This is a genomic window from Rhizobium sp. SRI_017 (assembly GCF_057586295.1).
The window spans coordinates 289,261-308,079 of record NZ_JBYCZP010000001.1; the positions used below are offsets into that span (position 1 = coordinate 289,261).

An 18,819-nucleotide genomic window follows, 5' to 3' on the forward strand; every position below is an offset into this window, starting at 1 on the left:
CTTCGCGCCGCCACGTTTGCAAGCGCCGCTGCGCTCACGATCTTGGCGCGCAATGACAAGCGTCATCGCATGCGCCATACTTGGTCCGCCCTCGAGGGCGCGGGACCGAAGCTTTCAACGAACGATGGAAAACGCGGGATGACCGAGGGGATCAGCATGCCCAGTTCTGTGACGCCGGTACGACGGCCGTTTCGCTGGCACATCATTGTCTTCATGCTGCCGGCCTTCCTGGTCTATTCGGCAATCATGATCATCCCGCTCGCGGGCACGCTTTGGCTCTCGTTCTTCAATGAAGTCGATGGCCAGAAGGTCTTCGTCGGCCTCAGCAATTTCCAGGTCCTGTTCGGCGACGATCGCTGGTCGGCCGATTTCTGGAACGCGCTCAAGAACAACGTGGTCTTCTTCATCATCCACATGCTGGTGCAGAACCCGATCGGCATCGCACTTGCCGCGCTGCTCTCGGTGCCGAAGCTCCGTTTCGTCGCGTTCTACCGCACCGCCATCTTCCTGCCGACGCTGCTCTCCTTTGTCATCGTCGGCTTCATCTGGAAGCTGATCCTGTCGCCGATCTGGGGCGTCTCGCCCTACCTGCTCGATCTCGTGCATCTCAAATGGCTGTTCGCGCCCTGGCTCGGCAAGCCGAGTTCGGCGCTGATCACGGTGTCGCTGATCTCGGTCTGGCAATATGTCGGCATTCCCATGATGCTGATTTATGCCGCGCTCCTGAACATTCCCGACGAAGTGCTCGAGGCGGCCGAAATGGACGGCATCACCGGCTGGAGCCAGTTCTGGAAGATCAAGCTGCCGCTGGTACTGCCGGCGATAGGTATCATCTCGATCCTGACCTTCGTCGGCAATTTCAATGCTTTCGACCTGATCTATACGGTGCAAGGCGCGCTCGCCGGGCCGGACGGATCGACCGATATTCTCGGCACTTTGCTCTACCGCGTCTTCTTCGGCTTCCAGCTGCAGCTCGGCGACCGGTCGATGGGTGCGACGATCGCCACCGTGATGTTCCTGATCATCCTGGCCGGCGTCAGCTTCTATCTCTTCACCATCCAGCGGCGCTTGCGCCACTACCAGTTCTGAGAGGGTCAGCGAGATGTCGAAAGCCCGTTCCTCACTCGGCCGCAGCGCCGCAGCTCACGCGATCCTCATCGCCTATACCGCGATCGCGCTCTTCCCGGTCGTCCTCACGATCATCAATTCCTTCAAATCGCGCAATGCGATCTTCCGCAATCCGATGCAGCCGCCCCTGCCCGCCATCGGCGACAAACCGGCGACCTTCGACCTGATCGGCTACACGACCGTGCTCGGCCAGGGCGATTTCGTGCATTACATGCAGAACTCGATGATCGTGACTGTCGTGTCGATCGCGCTGGTGCTGCTGTTCGGCGCCATGGCCGCCTTCGCGCTTTCGGAATATCGCTTCAAAGGCAACACGTTGCTGGGTCTCTACATGGCGCTCGGCATCATGATCCCGATCCGCCTGGGCACGATCGGCATCCTCCAGGGCATGGTGGCAACCGGGCTGGTCAATACGCTCACTGCCCTGATCCTGGTCTATACGGCGCAGGGCCTGCCGCTCGCGATCTTCATCCTCTCGGAATTCATGAAGACGGTGTCCGACGATCTCAAGAATGCCGGACGCATCGATGGTCTCAGCGAATACAAGATTTTCCTGCGGCTGGTGCTGCCGCTGATCCGCCCGGCCATGGCGACGGTCGCCGTCTTCTCGATGATCCCGATCTGGAACGACCTCTGGTTCCCGCTGATCCTCGCGCCCTCGGAAGCGACCAAGACGATCACGCTCGGCTCGCAGATCTTCATCGGCCAGTTCGTCACCAATTGGAACGCGGTGCTGTCGGCGCTCTCGCTCGCCATCGCGCCCGTCCTCGTCCTCTATCTCATCTTCTCGCGGCAGCTTATCCGCGGCATTACGGCAGGAGCAGTGAAATGACCCCGATCAGAACCCTGGTCGCCGGCCTTGGCAATATGGGCATGAGCCATGCTCTCGCCTATCACAAGAATCCCGGCTTCGAGATCGTTGGACTGGCCAACCGGTCGAAGGTCGAGCTGCCCGATGGCATGGACAAATATGCGATCCACCCGTCCTTCCCGGACGCGTTGAAGGCGCTCGAGCCCGAGCTCTGCTCGATCAATACCTATTCCGACAGCCATGCCGACTTTGCCTGCATGGCGATGGAAGCGGGCGCGCATGTCTTCGTCGAAAAGCCGCTCGCGACGACGGTGGCCGATGCCGAGCGCGTCGTCGCCTGCGCCAGGGCCAATGGCCGCAAGCTGGTGGTCGGCTATATCCTGCGCCATCATCCGTCCTGGGTGAAGCTGATCTCGCTTGCTCGTGATCTTGGCGGGCCCTACGTTTTTCGTATGAACCTCAACCAGCAGTCCGTCGGCAAGACCTGGATGACGCACAAAGCGCTGATGAACACGACCCCGCCGATCGTCGATTGCGGTGTGCATTATGTCGATGTGATGTGCCAGATCACCGATGCCAAGCCTGTTTCGGTGCGCGGCATGGGCCTGCGCCTTTCCGACGAGATCGCCCCCGATATGTACAATTACGGCCATCTGCAGGTGATGTTCGATGATGGCTCGATCGGCTGGTACGAAGCCGGTTGGGGGCCGATGATCTCAGAAACCGCCTTCTTCGTGAAGGATGTGATGAGCCCGAACGGCTGTGTATCGATCGTCATGGATCCGAACGCCAAGTCCGACGATATCGACACGCACACCAAGACCTCGACCATCCGCCTGCACCGCGCCAAGACCAATGCCGACGGCAGCGGCTTCGCCGAGCCTGACCAGATGCTGCAGATGGCGGGTGAGCCTGGTCACCAGGATCTCTGCGATCTCGAACAGGCTTATGTGTTGAAGGCGATCCGCGAGGATATCGACCTCGACCGACACATGAACGACGCGGTGCAATCGCTCCGCATCTGCCTGGCCGCCGACGAAAGCGTCCGCAGCGGCCAGATGGTCAATCTCTAGAACGACGAACCCGGAGAACCAACCCGTGGGTAACCTTACACTCAAATCCGTCAGCAAATCCTTCGGCCCGGTCGATGTGCTGAAAAGCATCGACCTCGAGGTCACGGATGGCGAGTTCGTCATCTTCGTCGGACCATCGGGCTGCGGTAAATCCACACTGCTGCGTTCGATCGCAGGGCTGGAGGACATCTCCTCGGGTTCGATCATCATCGACGGCAAGGAAGTCTCGTCGGTGCCGCCGGCCAAGCGCGGCATCGCCATGGTGTTCCAGTCCTACGCTCTCTATCCGCATCTCAGCGTGCGCGACAATATGGGCCTCGGGCTCAAGCAGGCGGGCGAGGCGAAGGACGAGATCGAGCGGCGGATCAAGGTCTCGTCGGCGATGCTGTCGCTCGACCCCTATCTCGAGCGCCGCCCGGCCGAACTCTCCGGCGGCCAGCGCCAGCGCGTCGCGATCGGCCGCGCCATCGTCCGCGAACCCACCCTATTCCTGTTCGACGAGCCGCTTTCCAACCTCGACGCGGCGCTGCGCGTCCAGACCCGGCTTGAAATCGCTCGCCTGCACAAGCGGCTCAAGGCGACGATGATATATGTCACCCACGACCAGGTCGAGGCGATGACGCTGGCCGACAAGATCGTCGTGCTCAATGCCGGCCGGGTCGAGCAGGTCGGCTCGCCGATGGAACTTTACAACAGGCCGGCGAACCTCTTCGTCGGCGGCTTCATCGGCTCCCCGCAGATGAACTTCGTCGAGGCCGGCCGCCTCGGCCGCACTGATGCCGCGACCATCGGCATCCGCCCCGAGCACATGACGCTGTCGCGCGAAAGCGGCGAATGGCAGGGCAAGATCATCCATGTCGAGCATCTCGGCGCCGACACCATCGTCTATATCGAGTCTGAAAAGGTCGGCCTCGTCACCGCGCGCCTGTTTGGTGAGCATGCCTATGCGGCGGACGAATTGATCTATGCGAGCTTCGATCCGGCTAAGATCCATCGCTTTGACAAGGATGGCCGCGCGATCACCGCCTGAACAGCGCTTCAACCGCCAAAGACGCAGGAACCCGAGGGCGCCGAAAGCGTTCATTTGCCAGGCGGAAAACGAGTTCCGCATGCAAGCGGGTTCTGTTCATGAGATATGCGTCGATGCAACTGCGTCCAGTGCGGCTGCGGCATCAGTCAAACTTCGAGTCCGTCATTGCCATCGGGTCGCGGATTTCCCAAATCGTCCTGGCGATAATCGCCGTCGTGATCGCACTCGATTACGGCGAAGTCATTCTGGCGCCGATCTTTCTGGGCATCTGCATCGGCCTCATGTTTTCACCCCTGGCAGGTCGCATCGAGAAATACGGCGTACCGACATGGTTGTCGGCGCTTGTCATCGTGCTGGCTTTCCTGCTTCTCATTGTCCTGATTTCCATGGGTCTTTCGGTACCGCTGGCCGCATGGATCGATCGGGCGCCGGCGATCTGGGAGAGCCTGCGGCTTCAGGTGGCCGACTGGAAGAGCCTGATTGAATCCTTCCAGGGCGTCCAGAAACAGCTCTCCGACGTGATGGGCCAGGCTGCCGCGTTGACGGTAAAGGTCGACGACAGCAGTGCGGTGCAGAGTATGGTCTCACTCGGCCCGACCATTGTTGCCGAACTGCTAATCTTCCTCGCCAGCGTCTACTTCTTCGTCGCCACCCGGGACAGGTTCCGGATAGCGGTGCTCTCGATGTGCTTCACGCGGCGCATGCGCTGGCGGTTCGCGCATTTCTTCCGTGATGTCGAAGTCCTGATCTCGCGCTATCTCGCTACGATAACGGTAATCAATGTTGGCCTCGGCGCGGTCGTCACAATCGCACTCTGGCTCACCGGCATGCCCTCGCCGCTGCTCTGGGGGGTGCTCGCCATTCTCTTGAATTTCGTGATCTATATCGGGCCTGCGCTGATGACGCTGATCCTGCTGAGTGTCAGTCTCTCGCTCTACCAGAACGCGTTCGACATTCTTCTGGCGCCTGGTATCTATCTGGCGCTGCATGCCATAGAGTCCAACTTCATCACGCACCAGGTCCTCGGCGCCACGATGACGATGAACCCTTTCGCCGTCTTCCTTGCACTGGCCTTCTGGATCTGGCTCTGGGGGCCGATCGGCGGCTTCATCGCCGTGCCGTCGCTCCTCATATTTTATGCGTTGGTGCGCAATATCATTCCCAGCAGGATTTGACGGTCGCCAAATGAAGCTCTTCAAGTGCCAGAACTGTGGCAACACCATTCATTTCAACAACGATGTCTGCCTCGCCTGCAACAGCCGCATCGGCTATGTCCGCACGCTCTTCGACATGTCGGCGCTGGCACCGAATGAAGACGGCAGCTGGAATTCGCTCGCCGACCCCGGCCAGAGCTATTTCTTCTGCGAGAATGCGACAGAAGGTGCCTGCAACTGGCTGGTGCCCGCCGATGGCGGCGAGACCTATTGCCTGGCCTGCCGGTTCAATCTCACGATCCCCGACCTCTCCATTCCCGAGAACCATGATCGCTGGCGACGGATCGAACAGGCGAAGAAGCATCTCTTCTATTCGTTGACCCGATGGGAGCTGCCGACGCCGCGACGTGCAGATGATCCCGAACGCGGCCTGGCCTTCGAGTTTCTGGCCGATGTCGACGACGGCAATGGTACAACGGAGACCGTACTGACTGGACATTCCAATGGTCTGATCCAGATCAATATCGCCGAAGCCGACGATGCCGAGCGCGAGCGCCGCCGAGCGCTGATGGGCGAGCCGTACCGCACGCTGATCGGCCATTTCCGCCATGAGGTCGGTCATTTCTATTGGGACTTGCTGATCAAGGATCGGGACCGCGTTCCTGATTTCGCCAAGGTGTTCGGCGACCCCGACGTCGACTATGCCCAGGCACTGCATAACCACTATGCCAATGGCGCGCCCACCGGCTGGCAGCAGGACTATATCAGCGCCTATGCCTCCTCCCATCCCTGGGAGGATTTCGCCGAGACCTGGGCGCATTGCTTCCACATGGTGGACGGACTCGAGACGGCCAGGGCCTTCGGCATCTATCCTGGTGAAGCGCCGGCTGGCGGCATCCATCCGACCGAAGTCGATCCCTATGACGCTGTGAGCATCGACCAGATCATCGCGGCCTGGGTTCCGCTTACCGTCGCGATCAATTCGATCAACCGGAGCCTGGGCCAGCCGGACCTCTATCCGTTCGTCCTGACAGAAGCGATTGTCGACAAGATCGACTTCGTCTTCCGGCTTATCGCGGAAGCACGACAGGCAGAGGTCGCGAAGGCGGCAGCCTGAGGTCGTCAGTCGTGACCGATGGGGAACCGGATCCGGTAGTGGATGCCGGCGTTGCCCATGCTGTATTCCGCAACACCGCCAACCGATGTCGGCACAACCCGCTCCAGGATCGCCCGGCCGAAGCGCGACGTCGGCGCGATCGTGCGTCCCGCACGCCGGCTTTCCGCCGTCGCCGGTTCGTCCCAGGTAATGGTGAGATTTCTCCCCATATCATCGAGACTCTGTGCGCTGGCCACGGAGATTTTGGTGTCGCCGCGAAGGATCGCTCCATGGCTGATGGCGTTGATCATCAGTTCGTGGAACGCTAGACCCAGATGCATGGCCGCATTGGGGGAGAGGAGCGCGTTTTCGCCGACGAACCGGACCAGGTCGGTCCTGCCGTTGGCATAGGAGCCGACCTGCTGCTCGAGCAATTCACGTACATGCGCGCCGCGCCATCCGGAATCCGTGATGAGATCCTGCGAACGCGACAGCGAGAATACGCGGCCGCGGAACTTCTGGACATAGGATTCGATCGAGTCGGAATGTTGCGACGTCTGAGAGGCAATGCTCTGAATGATCGCAAGCAGGTTCTTGGAGCGGTGGCTCACCTCGCGCAGCAACTGCTGCAGCACCTTCTCGCGCCGCCTGTCCTCGGTGCGGTCGATGATCGTGGTTATGACCTGCTTTTCACCTGATCGCGCCGGCATGGCCAGGATTCTGAACTCGAAGACCCTGTCTTCCCCGAGCCTGACCTCGATCTGCTCCGTCTTGCCGGTCTTGAGGGCGCGCTGCTTGGACTCTGAAAGTTGCTCGGCTATCGCAGGTCCGAAAATGGCCTCATCGACCGGAACGGAATTTTCCTTTACCGTCCAGCAATCCGGCAGTCCTGTGACACAGCGATATTGCATTGCTTCGTTCTGAAGGATCAGGCTGGCTCTCATGTCGACCAGCGCGGAAATGAAGAACGAATTCAAGTTCTCCTCTCCAAGATCCTGCGCGTGCCACAGAAACCGCTTTACCACCGAACACCTCGCAGGGCCGCCTCATCCGGCCGTAAAAACACCAAAGCGAGCGGCACAGCGCCGGCCGCAGCATCCGGTCGGGACAGGATCGTATCGCTCACGTCTCAAGAATTCATGCAGAGAGCGCCTCTCCTGCCGAGGAGCTTTCGTTGAAGAAGAGCGCCTGGCTGATAAGGGCCTTCAGCATGTCCGGATTGTAGGGTTTCGTCACGAGGAACGTGGGCTCTGCCCGCTCACCGGTCAAAAGACGCTCTGGAAAGGCAGTGATGAAGATTACCGGGATGCTGGCGATCTTCAGGATGTCGTTGATGGCATCAATGCCGGAACTGCCATCCGCGAGCTGGATATCGGCGAGAATCATGCCAGGCGAAGTCTTCTTGTAGAGATCGACCGCCTCCTTGTGCGTGCGGGCAATGCCGCTGACATGGTGGCCGAGATCGGTGACGATCTGCTCGATGTCGAGCGCGATAAGCGGCTCGTCCTCGATGATCAGGATATCCGTCGCAATCTGTCGTGAAATCTCGTGGGCGGCCTCATCGAGCAGACGGGCCGTTTCCTCGGGCGCGCAGGACAGGATCTCCGCAGTCTCTGCGACCGTGAAACCCTCGACCGACACGAGGAGAAAGGCATGGCGGGCCGCAGTCGGCACTGCACTCAGATTCGCCATAGCCTTCTTCTCCCATGCATAGGGAGAAATGGCTGACGGAACTTCGACGTTCGACGACTTCAGCATGGTGACCAGCAGCTTGTAGAGTGCGACGCGGTCCGAAGATGCCGTGGGGAAGATCGAAAGATCGGCGATCAACGCCTCAAGCGTCGCCGCGACATAGGCATCGCCTGATGTCTGCGAGCCGGTCACGGCACGAGAATAGCGCCGCAAGAACGGAAGATGTGCTGCGACCCGGGCAGTCAATGACATGGAAAACTTCTCCCCTGAAAACTCAAGCTAGTACAAACGCTTTGGACAACGGTCCGATGCCGATAAAGTTCCGGGCACCGCGCAATTTTTGTTATCACGCAATGCCCGGCGACTAAAGGCTGAGTGGCGCTAAAGCGTGGCGGGACCCTTGCCCTCTTCCTGCGACATTTCCTTGCCGAGGCGGTCAAGCATCATCTCCACGTCGCGCAGCTTGGAGTTCATGCCGTCGTCGTCGATCGACGGCGATTCCGATGCCATACGTTGTTCGGCGCGCGCATCATCCCTGAGCCTGGTCAACTTCTTGAGCCGATCCTTGTGGCTGAGCGTCCCGTCCATCATGATATCGCGGACTTCTGTATTCTTGATCTCTTCGTACATTACGACCTCCTTGAGGCTTACAGTGACGAAATAATGGGAATTTTCGAGCCTACCGAGCGTGGCGTGTGTCCTGACCCGCACGTGAGATCACGTAAGCGAGAACCCCGACAGCCAGCAGCGACCCGACGGGACTGGCACGCACGAGCATCGGGACCATGGTCGCCAAGGCCGCGCTGGTGCCCGCGGCAGCCGCGCTACGGGCGCGGAGAGCCCGCAGACGACGCTGCCGTCGCACCCGGAGTTGCAAGAGCAGCAGGGCAATCAAGGCCGCCAATATTGTAATCCCTGCGATCGAGAGCGCAGCGACGGTGGCTCCATATTCGGCTGCAATCGCCAGACCCACCGCATAGAGCAGAGCGACATAGGCCGTCAGCGCAAGGAGTCCGACGATCCCGTAGATTGCCAATGACACGGCGAACTCATGCGTCGAAGACTTGATGCGCCCTGTCAGCGAGGACACGATTTCGGACATATGTCACCGCCGGCTCATAAGGGCGAACAGAAAGCCGATGCCGGCTGCAATACCGATCGCGCGGAGCGGATGTTCGCGCACCTGGCGTTCGAAACCTTCCTCCAGAGAGAGGGCTTCACTGCGGGCCGTATCGAAAGCCTTGAGAGAGGCAGCGACTGCATCAGAGCTCAGTTTTTCCAAGGTGTCGCGATAATCGTCGACCTTCTGGCCGCCGAGCGCGGAGAGCGTTCTGCTGATCGAGGCGATCTCTTCCTTGAGGTCATCGATCCGCTGCCGCATTTCAAGCTCGGACAATACGTCTTCAGCCTTGGTTCTTGTCTTCTCTGCGGTTCTGGACATGGCCATCGTGGACCTCCTGCTACTAAACGACTTGTTCGGCAGTCAAACGCTGGCTACGTCGATTTGGTTCCGGCGGCCGGTGCTTGAGTGCTCGGAGATTGTGGGTGCTAAGAAAAGTGTGAAGGAGAGAAACGTTTCGGGGGGACGGAGTAACGTTTCTCTCCTTCCAAGCGGCGCCTCCAGCGGGCGGGGAGCGGCGGCGCCTTGGGCAAACCCGTCAGGGGAGGCAGGTTTGCGACGGTAAAACGGCGCATGGAAAATAAGGTTCCACACCAATCAGATTTTTTTTGAGACCGCAAAGGGAACGATCCCGGCGTCGCTTAGGTTCTTTGCCCGAGCGATCCGCTCTCATTCAGGAAAGGAAAGAGACATGAATTGGAACCAGGTCGAAGGCAATTGGGAACAGTTCAAGGGCTCCGTGCAGAAGCAATGGGGCGAACTGACTGGTGACGATGTGGACATCATCGCCGGCAATCGCAAGCAGCTCGTCGGCAAGCTTCAGGAGCGGTATGGCAAGGCTCAGGACGAAGCCGATCGCGAGATCGACACTTGGCTCGGCCGTCACTGATTGGTTCGAGACAAATGTCGGGCGGGACCGCTGGTCCCGCCTTTTTTTCCGCTTTTCCGACAGCAAAAACCCGCCGGGTGCACCAGCGGGTTTTGAGCTTCACATCGCAAGGTCTATCGGGGCAAGGTCTATCAGGCTAGGTCCGACGAACCACGCTCATGATGAGCGAGACGACGAGCAGCGCCAGGAAGACGAAGAACAGAACCTGCGCAATGCTGGCAGACGCGCCCGCGATTCCGCCAAAGCCGAGAGCACCGGCGATGATCGCGACAACGAGAAACAAGAGGGCATAATAAAGCATCGATTTTCTCCTTCATATTTCCGACAAGTCAACACACGTCACCAGATATTGTTCCATCTGCCCACGAAGACTGGACGCGCTCTAAACGTTAGGTATTAGGATAAGAAAATTTCTCTGGTCGCGACGGAACCACGGAGCACTTCAGTAGTTTAAGTCGTCGGCAGAGCGGGGCAAAAAATCGAGCGAGAGTAGATACTATTTATGAAAGATAACCAGACGAGGGGCCGGGGGAAGCAGGAACTCTCCAGCGCTTACGCGGAGATTCCCAAGAAACTCAAGGCCTATTACGATTCGCTTCAGGACGAAGCGATCCCTGACCGCTTTCTCGATCTCCTCGAGAAGCTCGATCACGCCGAAAAGGCTGCGAGCAAGGTGGACGCCCTCAAGGAGCTTGAATGATGACAGCCACGCCCGAAACGATCGAGCGTGATTTCAAACGCTCGATGCTCGCCTGCTTGCCCAGCTTGCGAGCCTTTGCGGTGTCGCTTTGCAAGCGGCACGACTATGCCGACGACCTCGTGCAGGACACGATCATGAAGGCATGGGCGAAGAAGGAGTCCTTCGAGCACGGCACGAATATGAAGGCCTGGCTGTTCACCATTCTCCGCAACGAGTTTTACAGCCAGGCGCGCAAGAGCGGCCGCGAGATCCAGGACAGCGACGGTTATTTCACCGAGCAGCTTGCCAACAATCCCAGTCAGCATGGCGTCCTTGATCTCAGTGACTTCAAGGCGGCGCTCGAAAAGCTGCCCGACGATCAGCGTGAAGCAATCATTCTCGTCGGTGCTTCAGGCTTTGCCTATGAAGAGGCGGCCGTGATTTGCGGATGCGCCGTCGGTACGATCAAGAGCCGCGTCAACCGCGCCCGCACACGACTAGCGGAAATGCTGAAGATCAGCGGCGACGCGGATTTCGGCCCGGATTCCCATTCGCTCGCCGTCACCAGCCGCACCTTCGCGCGCAGCTGACGGAAAGTGTCAAACAGGAAAGCCGCAGTCTCGCGACCGCGGCTTTTTCATTTTCGGTTCGAGGTTTGCCTTGGGCGCTTACTGCAAGGCGATCGGCACTTCGGCCCTGGTGCCGTGCGGACGAGGGACGTAGCTAATTCCCTCGCCAATCGTCTTTGCCATCGAAGCCACGATACGCGTGCCGAGTCCTGTCCCGATTGGAGCGGCCGCCGTATCGTAGCCGATACCATCGTCCTCCACGATCAGCATCGCCGCTTCACCATTCTTCTGTTCGAGGAAGACACGAATCTGGCCGCCCTCGCCTGTCGGATAGGCATATTTGATCGCATTGGTCAGCAGTTCCGTCACGATCATTCCCACCGACACCGCACGGTCGGACGCCAGGCTGACATTTTCGAACTGCGTCAAGATACTGGTCTTGCGGCCGGATTTCTCCAGTGAGCCGGCAAGCTCGGAAACAAGCGTCGAGAGATAGCGACTCATCTCGACGATGCGCACATCGTCCGATGTATAGAGGCTGCGATGCATGCCAGCGATGGCGGAGATGCGGGCCTGCGTCTCCGAAAGCGCGGCCTTTACGGCGGGCTCGTGGCTCGAAGATGCCTGCATGCGGATCAGCGCCGCCACCAGGGCAAGGCTGTTTGCGACGCGGTGGTTAACCTCGGCGAGCAGGATTTCCGCGCGCTCCTTGGCAGCGACGATTTCCCGCTCGGCCTTTTGCTTTGCGGCCCGCAGTTCGGCGTTCTTGAGCGCTTGCTCGACGGCGCTCTTCAACAGCGCCCAGAAATCCTCGCCGACCGTTTTGATGACGTAATCTTCGGCGCCCGCTTTCAGCGCTTCGACCGCCACGGTCGCCTCGCTCGATCCGGTGACGTAGATCACTGGTATTTCGATGGCGCGTTCGCGCAGCGCTTCCAGAAACGCGAGCCCGGTCGTGCCCTTGAGATAGTGATCCAGAATGATGACGGCGATCTCGCCCTCGGCCAGCCTGGCAAGTCCACTTTCGTGGTCGGGCGCGTGGACAACATCGAGTCCCACGCGAGAAAGCGCCTTGCCCGCGAGGCGCGCAAGGCCTTCGTCGTCGTCAACATAGAGTATTCTGGTCTTCGTCTCGCTCAAGGTATCTGCATCACCGAAAAGAAGAGCCCCAATTGGCGAATCGCATTGGCAAAGCCCTCATAGTCCACGGGTTTCGTTATATAGACATTTGCGCCGAGGTCGTAACAGCGCTGAATTTCACGTTCGTCATCCGTGGTCGTCAGAATGATGACGGGCAGCCGCTTGGTATGGATGTTTGACTTGACCTTCTCGAGAATATCGATTCCCGACATATCGGGCAGGTTGAGATCGAGAAGGATCAGAAGATAACGATTCTGACTAACCTCTCCCGATAGGTCGTCACCAAGAATGTATTTCAACGCGCTCGTACCATCGGTGAACGGAATGATCTCGTTGCTTACACCTGCACGGCGGACATTCTTTTCGATGAGGCGCGCATGGCCCTCATCATCTTCCACCATGACGATAGTGACTTCTCTGCCTGCTGCTTTCATTCGCCAACACTCCTAACAAACTGGCTGAGATCTGTGGGTAGCCGTATCATGAAGGTCGTCCCCTTACCAAGCTCCGACTTGACCCTTATCTCGCCGCCCATATTGCGCACGAGGGAGCGGACCTGGGCGAGACCGATGCCCTCCCCGGTCTTGTCCTGCAGGCCTGAGCGACGGAACAGGTCGAAGACGCGCTCGTGGTCCGCCGGAGCAATCCCCCGGCCGTTGTCGATGACATCAATCCCGATTTTCAGCCGATTCAACGGGAAAGCTTTGACTGCGAGCTTCAGTGGCCGTTTCGGATCACGATACTTGACCGCATTGTCGAACAGGTTGCCGATGATCTGCTCGATCGAAAACCGGTCTGAGACGAAATTGGGCACATTGACCGAAACGTCGAGTTCGCCGTCGGCTTCGGCGATCTGATGCTGGATTGCGTCACCGCTGGCCCGCACAACCGCTTCGAGATCGATTGGCTCCGGCTGCAGCGGGCGCCGGCCATCTCGCGAAATTTTCAGGATCGCATTGATCAGTCCGTCCATCTTGCGGGTGGATGAGCGGATGAAGTTGATCGCCTCGGGAAGATCTTCCTTGGCCGCGCGTTGCGCCTCATTCAGGACATCTTCACTCGGTCCGGTCTCGGGCGCATCGGTGAGACGCTGGATTGCCTTGAGCGCACCCTCGAGCTCGGCTGTAAAGCCCATGATATTGACCAGTGGCGCTCTCAGATCGTGGGTGACGATATAGGCGTATCGCTGAATCTCCTGGTTCGCCTGCATCAGGTCTTCGGTGCGCTCCTGGACCCGGTCCTCGAGGCCGGCGTTGAGGACAGTCAATTCTTCCTGCGCGCCCTGGATCTCTCGCACGTATCGCGAAATGATATAGACGGTGCCGGCCAGCAGCAGGCCGATCGCAAAGGCGCCGACGATGGTTGTGTTGCGAAGAATGCTGGCCATCTGGATCTGCGAGGCGATCTGCGAGGCGACGCGTTCGTCCGCTGTTCGGATGATGCCCTGGAGCACCTCGTTCACCTTTACCATCTGTTCGAGGCCGAGCCGGCTGCGTACGATCTCCAGCGCTTCGGCCTGCTTGCCCTCAGCCGCCAGTTCGATCGTCTGGTCGAGTTCCACCGCCTTCGCTGCGATCGACTTCTGCAATTCCGTGAGGTCGACCTTCACGAAAGGATTTTCGTGGATCGTCGCCTCGAAGCGGTTTTGCCGATCGCGCAGATTGGCGACAGCCTCCCGGTAGGTCTTCAGAAAATCGGGATCGAGGGTCAAGATATAGCCCCGCTGACCACTCTCGGCCTGCTGGATCATCAGCAGGAGGTCGGCTGTGGAACTGCGCACGCGCCGAGAGACGATCACCTGCTCCGAGTAGTTCTGCGTTTGATAGACAAGATAGAGCGTCGAGCCGATAATGCCGATCAGCACAATCGCGCCGACGGCGAGCGCCAGGATCGTGTTACGAATGAATGCTGACCGTTTCGATAGCACGATCGAATGCTCCGCTTCTAAGCCGCATGTCGCGCAGCGCCGTGGCTGCGCACTGCGAACAGACCCTCGTCCGGATCGACATGGCCGGCGATCCTCGCCGCAATGATCTCAGACGCAATCTGGCTGAAGGTTATGCCATTGCCACCAAAGCCCATGACGGTAAAGACACCGGCAAGCCCGGGCACGTCGCCGATGATCGGCAGGCCGTCCGGCGTGATCCCGAAAGGACCAGCCCAGCAATAATCGATCGGCACGGGTCCCTGACCGAGCAAGCTGCCAACTTTTTTCGCAATCAGAACCGCCTTGCGTTGCAGTTTTTTCTTGTCGAGATGGGCCTTCTCGTCTGCTTCGTCCTCACCGCCGGCGACGATCCGGCCGTCGGTCGTGGTGCGGAGATAGAGGTAGGGATCCGACGCCTCCCACACCAGGAACCGGTCAAGCCATTCCGGCCGTTTGACATCCGGCTTGGTCGCGATCGCCCAAGTCGAGATGACCTCGTGGTCGAGGTGAGCCAACCGCTTGAGAAACTCATAGCCAGTACAGAAGACGACATTGCTCGCGGTGACCTGAGTCCCGCTCGAAAGGGTGAGAGTGACCTCGCCCCCATTGCACGCAACATCCGTGACCTCAATGCCGCAAACCAGTTCGGCCCCTTTGCGGATCGACTCCCTGAGGAAGCCGGCAGTCATCTGTGCAGGATTGGCTGAGGCCGAACAGTTGGTGAGGACGGCACCCGTACGATCAAGGCCGTAATTGTCCCGCAATGCCGTTCCGTCGAGAAAGGTGGCCTCGAATCCACTGGCGGCACGAAGCTCGGCTTCGGCCTTCAAGGCGCGCCAACCCATCTCGTCGCCGTTCAGAAACAGCGTCTGCTTGCGCTCGAAGCCGCAGCGAATGCCGGCGTCGCGGACACGCTCGGCGAGCTTGGCGACGGATTCCATCGACCGCGACCAGATACGCTTGGCTTTACGTTCACCGACCTTCTCGACCAGCGTGGACAGCGGAACATCGATCTCGTGCTGGATCATGGCGGTGCTGGCAAGACTGGAGCCGCCAACCGGTTTCCGCCGATCGATGACAAGCACCTTGCGCGCGCCATCCGATAGCGCGGAGGCCATCAACGCGCCGCTGATCCCAGCTCCGACGATCACGACATCATATGCGAACTTGAGCGGACGATTGTGGGAGCGCGGGGATGTGCGCGGCGTAGCCGACCACAGGGGCGTATCCGTGTGGAGATCGCTCTTCTTCGTAACAGCCATGAATTGCCAGACGGACCCCGATAACCAACCCGCCATACCGGCAGTTTGCAATGAACGTGCCACGAGATCGATTGGTTCCACGACGCGTGAAAGATTCTTGCCGCACCTTCGGAGAAGGCGAAGCACGAGCGCTCTCATCCGTCCGGCAATCCCGGAGTACGGTTTTCCACTTGCCCCTAAAAAAACGAAAATCTAAATCTCTACCTACTTGATAGAGTAAGTAAGATCAGCTACCACAATGACACTGGCGAACCGGCCACGGCCTTTCGCATCAAAGGGAAGCCATCATGAAATTCCAGTCCGCAACTCACGGAACGGATCGTGTCAGAAGCGCTCACGCTGCGCCTTACCTTTCGAAGGAAAACACCCTTCTTGCTTCCGGCGTTGCGCTTGCCTTCGCCTTTGTCATCGCCTGCGTCTTTATGCTCGGCTGACGCGCTGGGGTGCGTCAGCACCCGCTATCAGCTTAAACAAGGCTGCGCATGACGATCCTCCTGATAAATCGGCTTCCTCAAGCTGGGACCACTCAGCATAATTAACTGTTCCTTGATTCTAATCGAAGGAAGTTTGGTTCGCAGGGGGCTCGCAGTGAGATTAATCAAGCCGCTCAGCCGTCTCGCACAGCCGCCAAGTTGTTAAATTAATGGGTATTTAAGCCATTTCTTGCACGATCGGCCAGAATCGCGAGAGATCAGGTTGACGTCCCAAAGCAAGAAAAATCCGACCGGACTGGCGGCTGTATCGGGGTACCGAAACCTGATTTCGGGCCTGATCGATGACGCGCCCGGTGGATTGGCCGTTCTCGCTCCCGATGGGCAGATCCTTTACGCCAACCGCTCCAGTGCCGAACACATCCGCAATGCCGCCAACCTTTCTGCTGCTCTCCATACAGATGACCGGCCGGACGTCGAATTCACGCTGACCCGCCTCCGGCTGGATCCCTCGCGCCACCAGCGTGCCGAGATGCGTTTCATCAGGGCGGATGGCAGCGATTACTGGATGATCGCTGATTTCTCGTCGGCGCGCCTCAATTCCCACGGCGCGCTCGAAGAAATCCTTGTCCAGTTTACCGATATCGATCGCCAAAAGCGCACCGAAGCCGAACTGAAATCCTGGGCACAGCGGTGGAACAACGCGCTGGTTGGTTCCACCCTCGGCGTCTGGGACCACAATTATGCGACCGGCCAGTTCTATTATTCTGCAACCTGGAAGACGATGCGCGGCTATGCGCCGGATGCCGAGATCGACACCTCCATGGAGGGCTGGATCGAAAGCGTCCATCCCGACGATCGGGAAATGGTGCTCGAAGAAGTTGAAAGGCAAGGTCGCGGCGACGGCTTCAGCCCCATCTTCTGCTATCGCGAAAGGCACCAGGCGGGCCATTACATCTGGATCGAGTGTCGCGGCGCCGTCATCGACACGTTCGAGGACGGCACACCGTCCCGCGTTGTCGGCACCGACACCGATATTACCGATCGCAAGGCCGCCGAGCAGCGGCTGGTCCATCTTTCCTGCAAGCTCGAACTCGCGCTTGAGGTCTCGCGAATCGGCGTTTTTGAGGTCGATGTCGAGAACAGCACCACGCTTTGGGACGACCGGCTGCTGGAGATCTACGGCCTCACCGGCCAGCCGAACCTGCAGAAACCGGATCAGTGGTATGATCTGCTGCACCCCGACGACCGCGATCGTGCGATTGCATGCATCGATGAGAATTCCGGAAAGGACTCCACTTTCAGCAATGCGTTCCGCATCGTGCGGCCGGATGGCGGCATCAGGCATATCCGTGCGCGCGCGACGCCATTCAGGCTGGAAAGCGGCGAAACCCGCATCCTCGGCGCGAACTGGGATGCAACCAACGACATCACGATTCAGGAAGAGCTTGCCGAGGTCAATCGCCTGGCCGAGGCCCGCAACCGCGAACTCGAAGCCGCCAAGGCGCATATTGAACACAGCGCGCTGCACGACTTCCTGACCGGACTGCCCAATCGGCGCTATCTCGACGCCGAACTCACCGAACGTGCCGCCCGCTCCGGTTTCGGTGCCGTGGGCACCGCGATCCTCCATCTTGACCTCGACCGCTTCAAGCAGATCAACGATACGCTCGGCCATGTCGCTGGCGACCACATGCTGCAGCACACGGCGAAGATCCTGCGCGAGTCGATGGTGGACGGCGATTTCGTCGCCCGTATCGGCGGCGACGAATTCGTCATCCTGTCGTGCTACGACGGCTCGACCGATCGACTGACCGAACTCGCCGAACGTGTTATCCGCCGCATGCGCGATCCGGTGCCGTTCGAAAATCATCAGTGCCGTATCGGCGCTTCGATCGGCATCGCCTTTGCGACCGGCACCTCGGTCGATCCGAAACAGCTTCTGCTCAATGCCGATATCGCGCTCTATCGCGCCAAGACCCAGGGGCGGAATCGCTTCGAATATTTCTCGCTCGAGCTCCAGACGGATGTCATTCAGACCAAGCGGCTGTCGGACGAAATCCTGGCCGGTCTGGAGCGCGGCGAATTCATTCCGCATTACCAGCTTCAGTTCCGCGCCGCTGACCTGTCGGTCGCGGGTGTCGAGACGCTGGCGCGCTGGCAGCATCCGGAGCGCGGCCTGCTGACACCCGACAAGTTCCTGCAGGTCGCCGAGGATCTCGACGTCGTCGCAGCCATCGACAAGATGATCCTCGACAAGGCGCTCGTCGATCAGGCCCGCTGGAGGGATGACGATGTCGACATCGCCAAGGTGTCCGTCAACGTCTCCGCGCGCCGTCTCGCCGATCCCGGCTTGGCAAATTCGCTGCGCGATCTGAAACTTTCCGAGGGCGGGCTTTCCTTCGAACTGCTGGAAACCATCTTCCTCGACGACTGCGACGAGGCAGTCTCCGAAAATCTGCGCCAGATCCGTAAGCTCGGCATCGGCATCGAGATCGATGATTTCGGCACCGGCCACGCCTCCATCGTCAGCCTGCTCAAGACCGCGCCCAACACTTTGAAGATCGACCGCGCACTCATCGCGCCGCTGACCAAGACGGTCGAGCAGCGGCGGCTGGTCGGTTCGATCATCGAGATGGGCAAGTCGCTCGGCATCAAGGTCGTCGGCGAGGGCGTCGAGACCATGGCCCATGTCCGCATTCTGAAGCGGCTGGGTTGCGACATTCTGCAGGGCTTCGCGCTGGCACGCCCGATGGCGGCGGACAAGATCGGCCCGTTCGTCCGCGAGGGCGCCTGGAAGCACCCCCGCGGCTGAACG

At 59.5% G+C, this 18,819-nt stretch carries 21 protein-coding genes; 11 read left to right on the forward strand and 10 right to left on the reverse strand.

Annotated features, from left to right (window positions below):
* Positions 1 to 156 precede the first annotated feature (156 nt).
* The 6 genes from AC2YI2_RS01475 (at position 157) to AC2YI2_RS01500 (ending at position 6,313) form a co-directional block, all read left to right on the forward strand.
* Positions 157 to 1,089, forward strand: a complete 933-nt coding sequence (locus AC2YI2_RS01475; protein ID WP_487384640.1) for a carbohydrate ABC transporter permease — start codon at positions 157 to 159, stop codon at positions 1,087 to 1,089.
* A 13-nt stretch (positions 1,090 to 1,102) separates the two neighbouring features.
* Complete coding sequence (locus tag AC2YI2_RS01480) at positions 1,103 to 1,960, forward strand: carbohydrate ABC transporter permease (RefSeq protein ID WP_487384641.1); 858 nt, start codon at positions 1,103 to 1,105, stop codon at positions 1,958 to 1,960.
* Positions 1,957 to 3,012 carry a Gfo/Idh/MocA family protein gene (locus tag AC2YI2_RS01485; protein ID WP_487384642.1) on the forward strand — a complete coding sequence of 352 codons (1,056 nt, stop codon included), beginning with the start codon at positions 1,957 to 1,959 and terminating at the stop codon, positions 3,010 to 3,012. The genes AC2YI2_RS01480 and AC2YI2_RS01485 overlap by 4 nt, the downstream gene beginning before the upstream one ends.
* 25 nt (positions 3,013 to 3,037) lie before the next feature.
* Positions 3,038 to 4,042, forward strand: coding sequence for an ABC transporter ATP-binding protein (locus AC2YI2_RS01490; RefSeq protein WP_487384643.1), 1,005 nt, complete (start codon positions 3,038 to 3,040; stop codon positions 4,040 to 4,042).
* Positions 4,043 to 4,155: 113 nt separating this feature from the next.
* The gene (locus AC2YI2_RS01495; RefSeq protein WP_487384644.1) at positions 4,156 to 5,217 is read left to right on the forward strand and encodes an AI-2E family transporter; all 1,062 of its coding nucleotides are present in this window, start codon (positions 4,156 to 4,158) and stop codon (positions 5,215 to 5,217) included.
* Between the two features lie 10 nt (positions 5,218 to 5,227).
* Positions 5,228 to 6,313, forward strand: a complete 1,086-nt coding sequence (locus tag AC2YI2_RS01500) for a zinc-binding metallopeptidase family protein (protein WP_487384645.1) — start codon at positions 5,228 to 5,230, stop codon at positions 6,311 to 6,313.
* Between the two features lie 5 nt (positions 6,314 to 6,318).
* Here AC2YI2_RS01500 and AC2YI2_RS01505 read toward each other — a convergent pair whose 3' ends face one another.
* The 5 genes from AC2YI2_RS01505 to AC2YI2_RS01525 form a co-directional block, all read right to left on the reverse strand.
* A complete protein-coding gene (locus AC2YI2_RS01505) occupies positions 6,319 to 7,269 on the reverse strand; it encodes a sensor histidine kinase (protein ID WP_487384646.1) in 951 nt (316 codons plus the stop codon).
* A 160-nt stretch (positions 7,270 to 7,429) separates the two neighbouring features.
* The gene (locus tag AC2YI2_RS01510) at positions 7,430 to 8,236 is read right to left on the reverse strand and encodes a response regulator (RefSeq protein WP_487384647.1); all 807 of its coding nucleotides are present in this window, start codon (positions 8,234 to 8,236) and stop codon (positions 7,430 to 7,432) included.
* A gap of 129 nt (positions 8,237 to 8,365) precedes the next feature.
* Positions 8,366 to 8,614, reverse strand: a complete 249-nt coding sequence (locus tag AC2YI2_RS01515; RefSeq protein ID WP_487384648.1) for a hypothetical protein — start codon at positions 8,612 to 8,614, stop codon at positions 8,366 to 8,368.
* 49 nt (positions 8,615 to 8,663) lie between these two features.
* A complete protein-coding gene (locus AC2YI2_RS01520; protein WP_487384649.1) occupies positions 8,664 to 9,086 on the reverse strand; it encodes a hypothetical protein in 423 nt (140 codons plus the stop codon).
* Positions 9,087 to 9,089: 3 nt separating this feature from the next.
* The gene (locus AC2YI2_RS01525; protein WP_487384650.1) at positions 9,090 to 9,431 is read right to left on the reverse strand and encodes an ElaB/YgaM/YqjD family protein; all 342 of its coding nucleotides are present in this window, start codon (positions 9,429 to 9,431) and stop codon (positions 9,090 to 9,092) included.
* Between the two features lie 364 nt (positions 9,432 to 9,795).
* Between AC2YI2_RS01525 and AC2YI2_RS01530 the strand changes: the two genes are divergently transcribed.
* Complete coding sequence (locus tag AC2YI2_RS01530) at positions 9,796 to 9,993, forward strand: CsbD family protein (RefSeq protein WP_487384651.1); 198 nt, start codon at positions 9,796 to 9,798, stop codon at positions 9,991 to 9,993.
* Positions 9,994 to 10,129: 136 nt separating this feature from the next.
* Here the strand turns inward: AC2YI2_RS01530 and AC2YI2_RS01535 are convergent, their stop codons facing one another.
* Positions 10,130 to 10,294 (reverse strand): DUF1328 domain-containing protein, encoded by a 165-nt coding sequence (locus AC2YI2_RS01535; RefSeq protein WP_487384652.1) that lies wholly within the window; start codon positions 10,292 to 10,294, stop codon positions 10,130 to 10,132.
* A gap of 201 nt (positions 10,295 to 10,495) precedes the next feature.
* Here AC2YI2_RS01535 and AC2YI2_RS01540 point away from each other — a divergent pair, with 201 nt between their 5' ends.
* Both AC2YI2_RS01540 and AC2YI2_RS01545 read left to right on the forward strand, forming a co-directional pair.
* Positions 10,496 to 10,693: a NepR family anti-sigma factor gene (locus tag AC2YI2_RS01540; protein ID WP_487384653.1), complete on the forward strand. Its 198-nt coding sequence runs from the start codon at positions 10,496 to 10,498 to the stop codon at positions 10,691 to 10,693.
* Positions 10,690 to 11,262 (forward strand): RNA polymerase sigma factor, encoded by a 573-nt coding sequence (locus AC2YI2_RS01545; RefSeq protein WP_487384654.1) that lies wholly within the window; start codon positions 10,690 to 10,692, stop codon positions 11,260 to 11,262. Before AC2YI2_RS01540 ends, AC2YI2_RS01545 begins: the two co-directional genes overlap by 4 nt.
* Before the next feature lie 78 nt (positions 11,263 to 11,340).
* On the opposite strand, the gene AC2YI2_RS01550 is transcribed toward AC2YI2_RS01545, so the two are convergent.
* Genes AC2YI2_RS01550 through AC2YI2_RS01565 form a run of 4 tightly spaced genes read right to left on the reverse strand, consistent with a single transcriptional unit; the run spans position 11,341 to position 15,570 of the window.
* Positions 11,341 to 12,381 carry a sensor histidine kinase gene (locus AC2YI2_RS01550; RefSeq protein WP_487384655.1) on the reverse strand — a complete coding sequence of 347 codons (1,041 nt, stop codon included), beginning with the start codon at positions 12,379 to 12,381 and terminating at the stop codon, positions 11,341 to 11,343.
* Positions 12,378 to 12,815: a response regulator gene (locus AC2YI2_RS01555; RefSeq protein WP_487384656.1), complete on the reverse strand. Its 438-nt coding sequence runs from the start codon at positions 12,813 to 12,815 to the stop codon at positions 12,378 to 12,380. Before AC2YI2_RS01555 ends, AC2YI2_RS01550 begins: the two co-directional genes overlap by 4 nt.
* Positions 12,812 to 14,308: a sensor histidine kinase gene (locus AC2YI2_RS01560; RefSeq protein WP_487384657.1), complete on the reverse strand. Its 1,497-nt coding sequence runs from the start codon at positions 14,306 to 14,308 to the stop codon at positions 12,812 to 12,814. The genes AC2YI2_RS01555 and AC2YI2_RS01560 overlap by 4 nt, the downstream gene beginning before the upstream one ends.
* 17 nt (positions 14,309 to 14,325) lie before the next feature.
* The gene (locus AC2YI2_RS01565) at positions 14,326 to 15,570 is read right to left on the reverse strand and encodes an NAD(P)/FAD-dependent oxidoreductase (protein ID WP_487384658.1); all 1,245 of its coding nucleotides are present in this window, start codon (positions 15,568 to 15,570) and stop codon (positions 14,326 to 14,328) included.
* Positions 15,571 to 15,857: 287 nt separating this feature from the next.
* On the opposite strand from AC2YI2_RS01565, the gene AC2YI2_RS01570 reads away from it, so the two are divergent.
* Together AC2YI2_RS01570 and AC2YI2_RS01575 are read left to right on the forward strand one after the other, a co-directional pair.
* Positions 15,858 to 16,004 carry a hypothetical protein gene (locus AC2YI2_RS01570; protein WP_487384659.1) on the forward strand — a complete coding sequence of 49 codons (147 nt, stop codon included), beginning with the start codon at positions 15,858 to 15,860 and terminating at the stop codon, positions 16,002 to 16,004.
* A 262-nt stretch (positions 16,005 to 16,266) separates the two neighbouring features.
* The gene (locus AC2YI2_RS01575; RefSeq protein ID WP_487384660.1) at positions 16,267 to 18,816 is read left to right on the forward strand and encodes a sensor domain-containing protein; all 2,550 of its coding nucleotides are present in this window, start codon (positions 16,267 to 16,269) and stop codon (positions 18,814 to 18,816) included.
* Positions 18,817 to 18,819: the final 3 nt, after the last annotated feature.

Coding starts and splice junctions, on each gene's coding strand:
- AC2YI2_RS01475 (WP_487384640.1), top strand. CDS start 157: ATGCCCAGTTCTGTGACGCCGGTACGACGGCCGTTTCGCTGGCACATC.
- AC2YI2_RS01480 (WP_487384641.1), top strand. CDS start 1,103: ATGTCGAAAGCCCGTTCCTCACTCGGCCGCAGCGCCGCAGCTCACGCG.
- AC2YI2_RS01485 (WP_487384642.1), top strand. CDS start 1,957: ATGACCCCGATCAGAACCCTGGTCGCCGGCCTTGGCAATATGGGCATG.
- AC2YI2_RS01495 (WP_487384644.1), top strand. CDS start 4,156: ATGCAACTGCGTCCAGTGCGGCTGCGGCATCAGTCAAACTTCGAGTCC.
- AC2YI2_RS01500 (WP_487384645.1), top strand. CDS start 5,228: ATGAAGCTCTTCAAGTGCCAGAACTGTGGCAACACCATTCATTTCAAC.
- AC2YI2_RS01510 (WP_487384647.1), bottom strand. CDS start 8,236: ATGTCATTGACTGCCCGGGTCGCAGCACATCTTCCGTTCTTGCGGCGC.
- AC2YI2_RS01515 (WP_487384648.1), bottom strand. CDS start 8,614: ATGTACGAAGAGATCAAGAATACAGAAGTCCGCGATATCATGATGGAC.
- AC2YI2_RS01520 (WP_487384649.1), bottom strand. CDS start 9,086: ATGTCCGAAATCGTGTCCTCGCTGACAGGGCGCATCAAGTCTTCGACG.
- AC2YI2_RS01525 (WP_487384650.1), bottom strand. CDS start 9,431: ATGGCCATGTCCAGAACCGCAGAGAAGACAAGAACCAAGGCTGAAGAC.
- AC2YI2_RS01530 (WP_487384651.1), top strand. CDS start 9,796: ATGAATTGGAACCAGGTCGAAGGCAATTGGGAACAGTTCAAGGGCTCC.
- AC2YI2_RS01535 (WP_487384652.1), bottom strand. CDS start 10,294: ATGCTTTATTATGCCCTCTTGTTTCTCGTTGTCGCGATCATCGCCGGT.
- AC2YI2_RS01540 (WP_487384653.1), top strand. CDS start 10,496: ATGAAAGATAACCAGACGAGGGGCCGGGGGAAGCAGGAACTCTCCAGC.
- AC2YI2_RS01545 (WP_487384654.1), top strand. CDS start 10,690: ATGATGACAGCCACGCCCGAAACGATCGAGCGTGATTTCAAACGCTCG.
- AC2YI2_RS01555 (WP_487384656.1), bottom strand. CDS start 12,815: ATGAAAGCAGCAGGCAGAGAAGTCACTATCGTCATGGTGGAAGATGAT.
- AC2YI2_RS01565 (WP_487384658.1), bottom strand. CDS start 15,570: ATGGCTGTTACGAAGAAGAGCGATCTCCACACGGATACGCCCCTGTGG.
- AC2YI2_RS01570 (WP_487384659.1), top strand. CDS start 15,858: ATGAAATTCCAGTCCGCAACTCACGGAACGGATCGTGTCAGAAGCGCT.